This window comes from Streptomyces changchenzhani (assembly GCF_039766235.1).
Taxonomy (GTDB): Bacteria; Actinomycetota; Actinomycetes; order Streptomycetales; family Streptomycetaceae; genus Streptomyces.
In genome coordinates this window covers 340,262-354,756 of the sequence record NZ_JBDHNH010000003.1, presented here as the reverse complement: position 1 = coordinate 354,756, position 14,495 = coordinate 340,262, and the positions used below count along the sequence as shown (strand labels likewise).

Sequence of the window (14,495 nt, the reverse complement as noted above, 5' to 3'; positions counted from 1 at the left end):
CGGCGACAGGTCCCCGCCCCCGACGCCTCCAGGAGAGCGAGAGCATGATCCGCGCCATGGCACGTCGCATCCAACCCCCGAACGAGGTGGAGATCGCCTTCAGAGCGGCATTCGGAACCGTGTTCCTCGAATGCGGTGGCTGGGTGCTGCACGCGTCCGTCATTCCTCCCACCGGATTCCGTCAACTGCGCCATCACGAGGGACTGCCGGGAGCGATCCTCCAACTCTCCCTGTCCGCCGCGGTGCTCGCAGTGCTCGCCACCTCCTGGCTGCTGTGTGCCGTGTGGATGCGCCGGGGACACAACTGGGCGCGGCTGGTAATGATCGTCATGGGCGCGGGCTCTCTGCTGTTCGCGTTGAACGACATGAGCATGAGCGGACTCACCGCGCTCGACTGGAGCCTCCTTTCCTCGCATGCCCCGGGCATCCTCACCGCAGCAATCGCCGTCATCCTTTTCCTGCCCGCATCCCGCGCGTACTTCTCCGCGGTCAAAAGCGCCGGCTGAAAGGACGGCATGGCTCCGACCTCGCGGCCACCCGATGCGTCGCCAAGACGGTGTCCTGCATGGTGAGTTCGAGGAGTCGATCAACGCGCTGTTCCCGGGGTTCATCGACGCTGGGACGGCAGCAACCCCTACCACCGCCCCGGCGAGGCGACCAGGGGGTCACCCACGGCCGAGGCCGGCCCGCAGCGGGGGGCGAGCCCTCTGCCCTGACCGCATCGGGCACCGCCGACGTCGACGGCCGCATCGGTTTCCGCTTGGTCGACGCCCACCTCCCCGCGAGCCCCGACACACGATCACACTCATAACCAGAGGGCGCACGCGATGACTCGACGGTAGCTGCCGCCGCAGGGAGCGCAACCCGGGACGCTCATGGGCCCGTTGAGGTTCCCCCCGACCACTACGGATCGCCGGCAGTGTCGATTTTCGGACATGCGTGCGTGACCAGCGGTGCACAGCCTGTACTCACCTGTGATCACCGGTGCGCCAGCGGGCACATGTCCCACACATGAGGCCCCCAAGGCAGCGAATTCATTTGCCAGTTGCCCACATCAGCGGGAAAATTTGCAGAAGTTGAGCACAAGGGCCGAAGAAACGACCGAAACTCTCCTACTTGCTTTGACTCTTGATCACCCGGTGCCCGAGGGTCGCGTACATGCCCACCTCGCCCCAGGCCGCTTCCGGCGGCCTGCTTCGCCTGCCCGACTTCCGCCTGCTGCTCGCCGGAGCGGCCGCCGGACAGGTCGGCGCCCAAGTCACCTTGGTCGCCCTGCCGCTGGTCGCCGTGCTCGAACTGCGCGCACCCGCCTTCCAGGTCGGGCTGCTCACCGCAGCGGAGACCGCCGCGTTCCTGCTGATCGGCCTTCCCGCAGGGGCCTGGGTCGACAGGATGCGCAAGCGTTCGCTGATGATCCGGGCCGACCTGGTCCGCGCGCTGGCCATGGCCAGTGTGCCGCTCGCCGCGGTGGCCGGATCGCTGACGATGGTGCAGCTGTACGTCGTCGCCCTGGTCACCGGGGTGGCGACGGTCTTCTTCGACGTGGCCCACCAGAGCTACCTGCCGCAACTGCTGCCCAGGGAGAGGTTGGTGGAGGGCAACGGCGCGCTGGAGACCGTCCGGTCGTCCGCCCAGGTGGCGGGTCCGGGTCTCGGCGGAGGGCTGGTGCAGCTGGTCGGGGCCCAACTCGCGATCGTGGCGGATGCGATCGGCTATGCCCTCTCGGCGCTGTTCCTGATGGCGATACGACAGCCCGAGGCCAAGCCCGAACCCGTGCCGGGCGCCTCGCTGCGTAAGGAAGTGGCGGAGGGCCTGCGATTCGTGCTCGGTCATCCGCTGTTGCGGGTCATCGCCGGCGCGACCGGCCTGGGCAACTTCTTCAGCGCCATGCTGCTCGCCACCCAGACCGTCTTCCTGGTGCGGGTGCTCGGCCTGGAGCCCGCAGCCGTCGGGCTGATGCTCGCCGCGTCCGCCGTGGGCGGGCTGACCGGCGCGCTGTGCGCCGGAAAGCTGGCCGCGCGGTTCGGGCAGGCGCGCCTCATCTGGCTGTCCGCGCTGGTCTCAGGCCCGTTCGCGCTGCTGTGGCCGCTGTCGGGCAGGGGGGCTGCCGCCGCGCTGTTCGCGGTCGCCTCCGGCGCGGTCTTCTTCGGCGCGGTCGTCTACAACGTCGCACAGGTGAGCTTCCGTCAGACCCTGTGCCCGCCAGGGCTGCTGGGCCGCATGAACGCCACTCTGCGCTTCCTGATGTGGGGCACGCTGCCGTTGGGCGCCCTCGCCGGCGGGGCCGTCGCCGAGGTGTTCGGGGCGCGCGCCGCCCTGTGGATCTGCGCGGCCGGCTTCCTCCTCGTACCGCTGCCCCTGCTGCTCTCGCCACTGCGCCGGATGCGCGACCTGCCGGGCCCGGTGGCGGACGACGAGCAGGAGCGGGACGGTCGGCGCGACCCACAGCCGGTTCGCTGATCCCGATCGCCGAAGCCCGTGCCATGGAGCCTGGAGCCGCTTCCTTGACAGCAGCTCGTTGAGACCAGCCCTCCGTATCCAGTCCAGTCTTGAGAGGATCACGTGCACCGCAGCATCACGGGTCAGTATCTGACCCGCTACCAGCGTGTCGCCGCAGGCGACGAAGGGGCGGACCTGCTGCCCGTCACCGGGGCCCAGCGGCGCTTTGTGCTGGTGCGTTCCCTGGACCCCGCCGGTCGTCCGGACACCGTCCCCCTGTTCTTCGCGTTCCCGCGCGGCACCGTGGACGTGGAGCGGCTGCGCGCCGCTGCGACACACCTGGCCGCCGTCCATCCCGCGCTGCGCTCCCGCGCCTACGTGGTGCGGGGCACCCCCGTGCTCCGGCCGCATCAGCCGGACGTACCCGTGGAACGGGTACGTCGCGGCCCCGGTGAAGATGCGCACACCGCGCTGCGCCGCGTCCTGGGCTCCTGGTCGGCGGACGGGCCGCCGCTGCGGCTCTTCCTCGCAGAGGGGGACGCCGAAACAGCGGAGGACGTACTCGCCGTCGTGCTGGACCACGCCGCCTGCGACGGCCAGTCCCTCGCCCGCCTCGTGGAGGAGTTGGGTGCCGCTTACCGCTACGGGCTCGGGCCCGACGACGCGTCGCCCGCCGAGGTGACGGCCGAACTGACCGCCTACCGCGAAGCCGTCCTGCTCCAACTCGACGCCGAACACCGCGCGAGTTCGCCCGGCGCGCTCGCGTACTGGGGCGAGCGGCTGCGTACGGTGCACGAGCGGGCCCCACAGCCGCGGGCGCAACTGCCCGCCGCAGGCGTCCTACCCACCGGATCAGCCGAACTGACACTGCCCGCACCGGAGTTGGGGGTCCCGTTCCCCGCTCTGCTCGATGCCTGCCGGGCGGCTGCCGCAGTCCTGTACGGGACACCTCGGATGCCGCCGATCGGCTACCCGTGGGGCGGGCGCCCCGCCGGTGCCCCGCCGGTGCTCGGCTGCTTCCTCAACACCGTGGTCTTTCCGGCCGCCACCGACGCGGTCCGGCCCAATCCCGACCTGACAGCCACCCAGTGGTGGGACGACCTGGATCGCGCCGACACCCCCTTCGACGAAGTGGTGCACGCCGCCCGGTCGGCCGGGTCCCGGTGGTCCGGGCAGCTGGACGGACTGCTGACCGTGGACGACGCCCGTCGGCGGCCGGTACTGCGCCTGGGCGACGTGCCGGGCCGCGAGGTGTACGTCGACGGACGGCAGGTCCGGGGCCCCTTCGCGGTCTCGGTCGTGCAGGGGGGCGAACTCCGGCTCCGGATGGTGTGGGACCGCGCGGTTCTCGACGACGGCGCGGCCCGCGAGGCCTTCGCCGCCCTGTGCGGCGAGCTGCGGGCGACGGCCCCCGTGGGCTGAGCCCGCGCCCCCGCGCCCCCGCGCACACCCGGACCGGCCCCGGCCACACCAGCAGGCCATACCCCGGACCAACCGCACGTTCCTCCCAGGACCTCACCACCCGCACCTCACTACCCGCAACGCCCCACCCGGCCGACCGCGCGATCCGCGGACCGGCCGGTGCACCGCAGGACGCGGGGACACCACCGTGCCCGTGCATCCGTACAGACCGTGCCGGTGCACCCGGACAACACGCGCCCGGAATCCGACCCGACTACCCCAGGGATCGACCATGCTTCCTCTCTCGTCCTCGCAGGAGATCGTCTGGCTGCACGAACAGGTGCAACCGGGCAGCCGCGCCTACAACTTCACCGCCTCGCTCGACCTGTGGGGCACCCTCGACAGCACCGCCCTGAACCGGGGTCTTGGCGCCGCATTGGACCGCCATCCCGGGCTGCGGCTGGAACTCGTACCCGCCGCCGGCGCGGTGCCGGGCCAGCGGGTCGCAGACACGTGCCTGCCCCGGCTGCGAACGGTGGACCTGACCCAGGAGCCTGATGCGGAGACCGCGTACCAGTCGCTGCTGCGCACCGAGGCCGAGAGCCCGCTGGACACCTTCGAGGCGCCGCTGCTGCGCTGGACGCTGGTGCGGCTCGCCGACGACCATCACCGGCTGATCCATGTGGAACACCATCTGATCCACGACGGGCACTCGTTCGCGATCCTGCTCGCCGATGTTTTCGGCGTCTACCGCGCCCATGTGCTCGGCGAGAGCGTCGAGCCGGTGCCCGCCTCGTCGTACGCCGACCATGTGCGCGCCCAGGCCGGCGCCGGGCAGGCCGCAGAGCGACGTGCCGGCCTGGAGCACTGGGTGAACGAGCTGCGGGAGGCGTCGTACGACATGCCGCTGCCCGGTCTGGTGCGGCCCGGCGCCGTGCGCAGGCACCGCGGCGGGCAGTTGCGCCAGTCAATCGGCGCGGACCTCGCCGAACGGCTGCGCGCCCACACCCGTGAGCGCGGGCTGACCCCGTTCTCCGCGCTGTTGGGGCTCTTCGCCGAGTTGCTGCGGCGGCACAGCGGCCGGTCCGAGATGGTGATCGGCACGGCGGTGGGCAACCGGCCGCGCGGTTTCGAGGACGCGGTGGGGATGTTCGTGAACACCATCCCGCTGCGGCTGCACCTGGACGCCGACGCCCCGGCCGACGACACCATGGACGAGGTGACCGACACGCTCTTCCGTGCGCTGCCGCACCAGGAGGTACCGGTCCAGGAACTGACCCGCGCGCTGGGGCTGCATACCTCGGGCGCCGACAATCCGCTGTTCGGCGTGATGTTCAGCGCGCACGATGCTGCCCTGCCCGAGCTGGAGGTGCCCGGCCTGGACATCACCCTGTTCGAGGGTTTCAACACCGGCACCACCCGCTTCGACCTCGATGTGGTGCTGCTGCCCGACGACCGGCGCGGCGTCGGCCCCCGGCACGGGGTCGCGGGCATGACGCTGGTGTGGGACTACGACGCCGATCTGTTCGGCGAGGAGGTGGCGACGCTGCTCGCCGGGCGGTTCCTCGACCTGCTGCGCGCCTATCTGGACGCGCCGGGTTCGGTTCTCGCTGAGCTCGCCCTGCCGGCGCGCCCCACGCCGGCGGCGCCCGCCCTCGATGTGCCGAAGGACCGCGATCCGCTCGATGCCACCGCCTTCCAGGACCCGTCGCTGCCCGCGCTGCTCGTCGGCGCCCGCCGGATCTCCTACGGCGAGCTGGACGAGCGGGTCGCCCTGCTCGCGCAGCGGATGCGTACCGCAGGGGTACGGGCCGGTCAGCCGGTGGCGGCGGTGCTGCCCCGGGGCGTCGACTCCGTGGTGACGCTGCTGGCCTGTCTGCGGACCGGCGCGGTGTACTGCCCGTTGTCGCCGTCCGACCCGCCCGCCCGGCTTGAGCTGCTGCTTGAGCGGTTGGGTCCGGCGCTGGTGCTCACGTCCGACGCCGCCACCTCTCTCCCCCGGGGCCTGGTGACGGCCACCGTCGACACCGCCGTGCTGCCGACGGCCGCACCGGCCGAGGCCGTGCCCTCGGCGGCGTACATCATCCACACCTCGGGCTCGACGGGCATACCCAAGCCGGTCGCGGTCGGCCGGGCTGCCCTGCGGAACCATCTGACGGGCGCCGCCGACCGGTTCTCCCTCGCGGTGGGCGACCGGGTGCTGCTGTTCGCACAGCCGTCGTTCGACGTGGCGCTGGAGGAGGTCCTGCCGTCGCTGTACGCGGGTGCCTGCCTGGTCGTGCCCGAGCAGGAGGTACCCACCGGGGCCGAGCTGGCCGACCTGCTCGCCGCCGCCCGCGTCACCGTCGCCAACCTGCCCACCAGCTATTTCCTCGCCACCCGCGAAGACCTGCGGCCCGCGCTGCGGGACGGACGCTGGACGCCGCGGCTGCTCGTGCTCGGCGGCGAGCGCATCCCGGCGGACGCGATGCGCGCGTTCCTCACCGACACCGCCGGCAGGGTGCGCGTGCTCAACGTCTACGGCGTGACCGAGGCGGCGATCAGTTCGACGGTGTACGAGATCACCGCGGACGCTCTGGTGGACGGAGCGGAGATCCCGCTCGGCTCCGAGCTGCCCGGGACCCGGATCCACGTACTGGACGCCGGTCTGCGCCCGCTGCCGGCCGGGGCGGTCGGTGAACTCGCCGTCGCGGGCGCCGGTCTGGCCGAGGGGTACCTCCGGAACCCGGAAGCGACCGCCGCCCGGTTCGTGACGGTCCCGGCGCTCGGCGGCGAACGCGTCTACCTCACTGGTGACCTGGGCTATCGCGGAACGGACGGCCTGCTGCGCTTCTTGGGACGCAAGGACAACCAGATCAAGCTGCGCGGCTACCGCATCGAGCTGGAGGAGGTGGAGGCAGCGGCATCGGCAGTGCTCGGCGGCCGTTCCTGCGCCGTCGTGCTCGACCGGGAGGCCAGTGGCGGGCCACGCCTCGTCGGCTTCCTGGAGACCCGGGACGCGGCGGAGGGGGTGTGGGACGAGCAGGCGCTGCACGTCGAGCTGAGCGGCCGGCTGCCCGGTGCGCTGGTGCCGGGCCAGTGGGTGCGGCTGGACGCCATGCCGTCGCTGCCCGGCGGCAAACCGAACCGGGTGGCGCTGGCCCGGCTGGCCGCGGAGCTGGAGCCGTCGGCCCCGGTGGCGGAGACCCAGCCCGCGTGGGAGCCCACGTCTGCCACCGAACCCCTGGTGGCGCTGGTCGCTGAGGGCTGGCGTGAGGCGCTGGGCCACAGCCGCTTCGAGGACTCCTCGCACTTCTTCCGCGTCGGCGGTCACTCCCTGCTCGCCGCACAGCTCGCGGCCTGGCTGGAACCGCGCCTGGGCGAACGGCCGCCGCTGCGGCTGCTCTTCCAGAACCCGGTGCTCGCCGACCAGGCCCGCGCCCTCGCGGCCACCGCCGCACCCGCCCTCACCCTCGCCGCTACGACCACGCCGACGGAGTCGTGATGACCGACACACTCGACGACACACTCACCAGCAACACGCCGGTTCACCCGGACGAGATCCCAAGTGTGCTGCACGGCAGGCCACTTGACCCCCATGCTCCTTCCGGCGTGCTCGCCGCCTACGAGGAGTGGGTACGCCGCTCCCCGCAGGCCCCCGCCGTGATCGACGGGGACCACTCCTGGACGTACCAGCAGCTCGACGCGGCGGCCGACGACGTCGTACGGGCCTGGGGCGGGCGGGTACGGGCCGGAGACCTCGTCGGGGTCTGCCTGGACCGTTCGGCGGCCCTGGTGGTGTGCGCGGTGGCGCTGGCCCGGGTCGGTGCGGTCTATCTGCCGCTCGGGCCGCGTCCGGGCGAACGCCGGCTCGCCGCCGTCGGAGAGGACGTCGGGGTCGTCTGCCTGATCGGCACCCCCGATGTGCTCGCGGAGAAGCACCGCACGGCGGCCGAACTGGTGGAGCTGCCGCTGCCCCGCGCGGGTGCGAACGCCGCCGCGGGGGTGGTCGCCGCGTTCGCCCCGCCCGCGCCGGACGCCAGGACCGCCCTGCCCGGCGCGCTGTACGCGGTACTGACCTCGGGTTCCACCGGCCGGCCCAAGGCGGTCGCCGTGGCCGAACCGGCCCTGGCAGCGCTGCTGGGCTGGTATCGCGAGGAGACCGGGCTCGCCCCCGGCGACCGGCAGTCGCTGCTGATCGGCGTCGCCTTCGACCCGCACCTGCTGGAACTGTGGGCCGGGCTGACCTCCGGTGCGGCGCTGGTGCCCGCCCCGGACGCCGTCCGCTGGGACCCCGCCGCACTCACCGACTGGTGGCGCGGCGCCGGCGTGACGGTCGCGATCGCCGCGACCCCCATGGTCGAACCGCTGCTTGACCGGCCTTGGCCCCAGGATCTGACGTTGCGTCACCTCTTTGTCGGCGGCGACCGGATGCGCCGCCGTCCCGGCCCCGACGTCAGTGCCGTGGTGCACAACGCCTACGGGCCCGCCGAGGCCACCGTCCTGGCCACCGTTCACACCATGCGGGCCACCGACGCCGATGTGCACGAGAATGCCGCGCCGCCCATCGGCGGTCCGGTCACCGGCGTGAGTGTGATGGTCACCGACGCCGCCGGACGCGTCGTAGCGCGCGGGCAGGAGGGCGAACTGCTGATCGGCGGCGCCGGGCTCGCACTCGGCTACCTCGACCCGGAGCTCACCGCGAGCCGGTTCACCGCCCCGCCGCGCGAAGCGGCTGTGCCCGGTTGCGCCCGCGTGTACCGCACCGGGGACCGGGTGCGGATGCGCGCCGACGGGCTGATCGAGTTCCTCGGCCGTCTCGACGACCAGGTGAAGATCAGCGGCGTACGGATTGAACCTGCCGAGGTCGAGGCCGCACTGGAGCAGGACAACACGGTGCGCAGCGCGGTGCTCACCGCACCCCGCGACGCCGGCGGCCGTGCCCGGCTGGTGGCGTATGTGACCGCGGCGGCCGGAACGGAGCCCCAACCGGAGAAGCTGCGGGCCTCGGTGCGCGCCTGGCTGCCCGAGCAGGCGGTGCCCTCGGTGGTGCGGATCGTGGACGCCTTCCCGCTGGACGCCAACGGCAAGGTCGACCGGCCCGCGCTCCTGCGGCGCGAGGCCGTCGAGCAGAGCGATGAACCTCTCGCCCCGGGCGGGGACATCTCGCCGGAGGCGACTGCGAGCGAGCGGCTCGTACTGCGGGTGGTGCGCGAACTGCTGCGCCTCCCCGGAGCCGCACCCGACGACAACTTCACCGACCTCGGCGGCACATCCCTGGACGCCGCCCGGCTGCTGGCGGTCGTGGAGGCGGAGACCGGCGTACGACTGCGCGCGCCGGAGCTGCTGCGCCAGCCCAGCCTGCGGGCGATGGCTGCCGTCCTCGACAAGCGGTCTTCGACCGCCGCTGCCGCCGACCGAAGCGCGGGGATCTGACATGCGGACCGCATCGACGCAGCCCCGGCCCGGCCACCGGCCCGACGACCGGTCTGACCACCGGTCTGGCCACCGACAGGAACCTTCCATGCCCGCGTCCCCTCCCCCGTCCACCGACGTGCCCGACCTCCCCGCCCTGGTGGCCCGGCACGCCGGGCTGACCCCCGACGCGCTGGCCGTGACCGACGGCGACACCACACTGACGTACGCCCAGCTCGCCTCGGGCGCCCGACGGCTGGCCGCGCACCTGACGCAGCAGGGTGTGCGGCCCGGCAACCGGGTGGCACTGCTGATGCCGCGCTCGGCGCACTCCGTCGTCACGCAGCTCGCCCTGTGGTGGGCGGGCGCGGTATGCGTCCCGCTCGACCCGGCGCACCCCCGGCCCCGCACCGAAGCGATGCTCGCCGACGCGGAAGTCGCTCTGACCGTGGGCGACGGCAAGCTACTGGAGTCGGCGGGCGGCGGCGGGCGGTGCCTGACGCTGAGCCCCGACGCCTGGCTCAACGACGACGACACGCCATTGCCTGACGGCGACACGCCGGCCGACGATACAGCGCCGAGCCGCAGCCAGCCCCATGGCGTCGCCGGGCCCGGCCCGGACGCCACGGCGTTCATCATGTTCACCTCCGGATCCACCGGCCGCCCCAAGGGCGTCGCCGTCCGGCACGGCGCCGTCGCCGAGCTGGTCACAGACCCGTCGTACCTCACGGTGACCCCCCGCGACCGGGTGTTGCTGCACTCCCCCGCGACGTTCGACGCCTCGACGTTCGAGGTGTGGGCGGCCCTCGCCAACGGTGCGGCCGTTGTGGTGTGTACGGCCCAGCGGCCCTCCTTCGAGGACCTGGTGCGCGAGGTGGAGCGGCACGGGGTCACCGTCGCGTTCTTCACCACGGCGCTCTTCCACCAGCTCGCTGCACGCCGTTCACGCGTCTTCTCGGTGCTGCGCACCGTGGTGGTGGGCGGCGAGACCCTCTCCGCCCAGCACGCCCGTGCCGTTCTGCGGGCGTTCCCCTGGCTGGAACTGGTCAACGGCTACGGGCCGACCGAGACGACAACCTTCGCCACCGCTCACCGGGTCACCGACGCGGACTGCGACGGACCGGTGCCGATCGGCCGCCCCGTGGCCGGGGCGAGCGCCCATATCCTTGACGACAACAGGCAGATGGCCGTCGCCGGCGAGCGCGGCGAGCTGTGGATCGGCGGCACCCGGCTGGCCGCCGGCTACGTGGGACAGCCCGCGCTGACCGCTGAACGGTTCACCGAACACCCCTCGCTGGGACGGCTCTACCGCACCGGCGACCTCGTCAGCGCCCGCCCCGACGGGGTCTTGGACTTCCACGGCCGCAGCGACGACCAGATCAAGATCCGGGGGCACCGGATCGAGCCCGGCGAGATCGCGCACGTCCTGCGCCAACAGCCCGAGGTGGCCGACGCCGCGGTGACCGTGCGCCACCCGGCCCCCGACGACACCCGGCTCGCCGCCTTCGTGGTGGCCGGCCCCGCCCCGGTGCTCGCGCAGACCCTGCGGGAGCGGCTCACCGAGCTGCTCCCCGACCACCTGGTGCCCGACGAGCTGACAGTGATCGACCGGCTGCCGCTCACCACCTCGGGCAAGGTGGACCTGCGGGCGCTCGCCGCCCTTGCCCCGGCGGCACCCCGGGGCGAAGCCGAGTCGCTGACCCCGCTACAACAGGCCGTCGCCGAGGTGTGGAGCCGCTCATTGGAGTGCGAAGTCACCCGCCCCGACGACGACTTCCTCGCCCTCGGCGGGCACTCCCTGCTCGCGCTCGTCGTCACCGACGATCTCCGCGAGGATCTCGGAGTCGAACTGTCCCTCGCCGACTTCTTCACCACCCCCACGGTGGCCGGGCAGGCGGCGCTGGTCGAACGCGCCCTGCTGGCCGCCCACAGTGACCCGCACCCCGACGCGCCGGAGCACACCCATGACCACTGACGCCACCTCCACCTCCACCTCCGCCTCCGCCTCCACCTCCACCTCCACCGCCTTCCAGCAGGAACTGCTGCGCCGGGCCCGCGCACGTACCGCCGCATCGGCCGCGGCCCCCGCCGCCCCCCGCGACCTGGGGCCCGCGCCGCTCTCGCACGCCCAGCGCCGCATGTGGCTGATGGAGCGCCTCGGCGACCACGACGCCCTGTACAGCGTGCCCTTCGCGACCCGGCTGGCCGGGCCGCTCGACGTGGACGCGCTGCGAAGCGCGCTCACCACGCTGGTGGGCCGCCACGAGATCCTGCGCACCCGGTACGGACAGCGCGGCGAGGAGCCGTACCAGGAGACGCTTTCCGCACCGCCGTCGATCGAGGTACGCGTGGTCGCCACGCAGGGCGACGGAACGGAGCTGCTGACCGAGGAAGCCCGGCGCCCGTTCGACCTGGCGGCGGGCCCGCTGCCGCGCGCCCTGGTGTTGCGCCACGGACCCGAGGACCACACGGTTCTACTGACGTTCCATCACATTGCCCTGGACGGCGGTTCACTGGAGACAGTCGCGGACGAACTGGAGCAGTTGTACGCAGCCGCCGCGGGAGGCGATGCGCACCGCCTGCCGCCGCACCCGCCGCAGTACGCGGACGTCGCCCGGCGCGAACACGCCACCGCCGACCGCCTCGGCCGTGGCCTCGACCACTGGGTCCGCACACTGGCCGGGGCCACACCGCCCCGACTGCCCCGGCCCGTGGCAACGCCCGCCGACGGGGCGGCGCGCCCGGCAGTCACCCGTACCGCACCTCTGGGCGAGGAGGTTCTGCTTGCCCTGCGTGCGGTGGGGCGGGCGCACCGGGCCACGCTGTTCACCGTGCAGCTGGCCGCCGCGTTCGCCGCGCTGCACCGGCTGACCGGTGAGGACGACCTGGTGATCGGCTGCGCGGCCACTCACCGCGAGGGCCAGGCCATGCGCGGCCTGGTGGGGTTGTGTGTCAACACCCTTCCGGTACGTGTGGACGTGTCCGGCGACCCCGGATTCGGGACCCTGCTTGGGCGTGTACGCGAAGCACTGCTGGAGGCGCAGCAGCACCGGGAGGTGCCCTTCGACCTCATGGTGGAGCGGCTCGGCGCGGCGGCGCGCGGGAGCGACGGCACCGCCCTGATACGCGTGACGTCGGACGTGCTGGGCGAACCCACCGCGCTGCGGCTGCCGGGCCTACGGGCGGCGGCGGTCGAAATCGGCGTGGGCGAGGCCAAGTTCGACCTTTCGCTCGGCCTGGTGGACACCGGCAGCCCGGCCGCTCTGGTCCAGTACCGCCGGAGCGCGCTAGACGATACGACGGGCGAGGCGCTGGCCACGTCCTTCGCGGCCCTGCTCACCGAGGTCGCGTCCGATCCCGCCCGCAGGCTCTCCGCGCTGCCGGGCCCGACGGTACGTCCGGGTGTCGCGACGGTGCCTCCGGGTGTCGCGGCAGTACGTCCGGCCGTTGACGACCCCGCCCTCCTCCATCCGGCGCAGGCCCTGCTCCTGGCCCACCCGCAGGTCGCCGAAGCCGTCGTCCCCGCCCCGGCGGACGGACCGCTGCTCGCCTACGTCGTTCTGCGCAGGCCCTACGGTCTCTCCCCCGCCCAGCTGCGAGCCCACCTGCGGGCCACGCTCGGCCCCGACCTGGTCCCGGCCGCCATCACCCTGCTGGACGCGATGCCGCGCAGGGCCGACGGAACGCCGGCCACGGACCGGCTGCCCGGCGCCCCGGCGGTGCCCGCTCCGCGGGGACCGCGCGCCGAGGCGGTGACGGAAGCGTTCGGCCACCTGCTCGGCCGGCCCCCGGCGCCGGACGACGACTTCTTCGCGCTGGGCGGTCACTCGCTGACCGCCGTCCAGCTCGCCGAACGGCTACGGGCCACCCTCACCCTGCCGCTGACCGGCCTGGACATCATGCAGGCCCGTACCCCGCGCGGCGTCACCACGCTCCTGGACACCCGCGCGGCCCAGCAGGCGGCCTCCGCCGTCACGGCGGCCTCGCGCCGGAAACGTACCGGGACGCGTACCGGAACTGTCCTCGTCACCGGGGGCACCGGAGGCGTGGGTGCCTTCGTCCTGCGGGAGCTGGCGGCGAGCGGCCGGCCGGTGCTGGCACTCGCCCGCCCCGAGTCGGCGCACCTGGTGGCCGGGGACGGCATCGAGGTCGTCGAAGGCGACCTGAGTGACCTCGAAGGGCTACGGGCCGCGGTCGCCGGCGCCGACGCGGTGATCCACGCGGCCAGCACCTTCACCCGGCCCGAGGTGGACGTGGCCGCCATGGCCGCGATGGTCGACGCCTGGCGCGGCGGCCCCTTCGTCTTCGTCAGCAGTGTGGACGCCTATGGCCACCCCCCGGACGCGTGGGTGGCGGAGGAGGCGCCGTCCCGGCAACCACTCAGCCCGTACGGGCAGGCCAAGCTCGACTGCGAGCAGCTCCTGCTGCGGGCGGCAGGCACCGGCGGCCGCGGCGGCGCCAGCGCCGTGCGCTCGCCCCTCGTCTGGGGCCCCCACGACCGGTTGCGCGACCAACTCCGTTGGGGTGCAACGGGGTTGCTCTACCAGTCCGCCGTCAACGGCCACCCGATCACCCTGCCCGCGTCCGGTAGCGGCGGCCACGACTGGTACGGAGCACCGTGGGTGCACGCGGCGGCACTGGCTCGGGCGGTGACCGCCTGCCTCGACACACCGGTCCACGGGGTGGCCAACGCCGTGAACGGCCACGTCGCCTGGCCGGAACTGGCCGCCGTGCTGGTGCGGTTGCTGAACAGCAAGAGCACGGTCAGTGTCGACGAGGAACACGTCCACCCGGACCTCGACCACCACTGGCACTACCGCGCCGACCGCCTGGCCACCGCGCTCCGCCCACGCCCCGGCGAAGACCTGCACTCGGTCCTCAGCGACATGGTGACGCCCCTCCTGCCGTGACCTGCCCGGTCCTGCAACGCGCGGGACTACGAGTGCGGACGGACATCCTCCCCGCCCACAATGGCGGGGAGGATGTCCGTCCGCCTGCCGGTGGTGACCGGCCGGGGCTTCGGGTGGGTTCCTCGTTCAACGGGCCGTGCCTGGCGTGGGATTGCCACGCCAAGGCTCACCGGCCCTCCGGAAGCGTTCAACCTGTCCGCCTTTTCGCCTGCCCGGCGGCCAGAATCACCAGTGCTGCATTGACTGGCTGTTGTTCTTTCGAGTGTGACCGGCTGGTTTCCGCAGGTCAGGCATAGGCGCCCGGGTGGTGCGGCAGAACTTTTCCAGCATGTTGCTGCCGAGAGGGAGGAT

General features: G+C 73.0%; 7 protein-coding genes. All 7 read left to right on the top strand.

Going from position 1 to position 14,495, the window contains the following annotated elements; genetic code table 11:
• Positions 1 to 56 precede the first annotated feature (56 nt).
• The 7 genes from ABCR94_RS13020 to ABCR94_RS12990 all read left to right on the top strand — a co-directional run bounded on the left by ABCR94_RS13020 (position 57) and on the right by ABCR94_RS12990 (position 14,144).
• Positions 57 to 506, top strand: a complete 450-nt coding sequence (locus tag ABCR94_RS13020) for a hypothetical protein (RefSeq protein WP_347119416.1) — start codon at positions 57 to 59, stop codon at positions 504 to 506.
• Positions 507 to 1,158: 652 nt separating this feature from the next.
• Entirely contained in the window at positions 1,159 to 2,460 is a 1,302-nt protein-coding gene (locus ABCR94_RS13015) for an MFS transporter (RefSeq protein ID WP_347119415.1), read from the top strand.
• A 102-nt stretch (positions 2,461 to 2,562) separates the two neighbouring features.
• Complete coding sequence (locus tag ABCR94_RS13010; protein ID WP_347119414.1) at positions 2,563 to 3,861, top strand: non-ribosomal peptide synthetase; 1,299 nt, start codon at positions 2,563 to 2,565, stop codon at positions 3,859 to 3,861.
• A gap of 271 nt (positions 3,862 to 4,132) precedes the next feature.
• On the top strand, positions 4,133 to 7,324 hold the full coding sequence (locus ABCR94_RS13005) for a non-ribosomal peptide synthetase (RefSeq protein ID WP_347119413.1): 3,192 nt from the start codon (positions 4,133 to 4,135) through the stop codon (positions 7,322 to 7,324).
• Positions 7,324 to 9,255, top strand: a complete 1,932-nt coding sequence (locus tag ABCR94_RS13000) for a non-ribosomal peptide synthetase (protein WP_347119412.1) — start codon at positions 7,324 to 7,326, stop codon at positions 9,253 to 9,255. The genes ABCR94_RS13005 and ABCR94_RS13000 overlap by 1 nt, the downstream gene beginning before the upstream one ends.
• Before the next feature lie 88 nt (positions 9,256 to 9,343).
• Positions 9,344 to 11,209 carry an amino acid adenylation domain-containing protein gene (locus tag ABCR94_RS12995; RefSeq protein ID WP_347119411.1) on the top strand — a complete coding sequence of 622 codons (1,866 nt, stop codon included), beginning with the start codon at positions 9,344 to 9,346 and terminating at the stop codon, positions 11,207 to 11,209.
• The gene (locus ABCR94_RS12990) at positions 11,199 to 14,144 is read left to right on the top strand and encodes a condensation domain-containing protein (protein WP_347119409.1); all 2,946 of its coding nucleotides are present in this window, start codon (positions 11,199 to 11,201) and stop codon (positions 14,142 to 14,144) included. The genes ABCR94_RS12995 and ABCR94_RS12990 overlap by 11 nt, the downstream gene beginning before the upstream one ends.
• Positions 14,145 to 14,495: the final 351 nt, after the last annotated feature.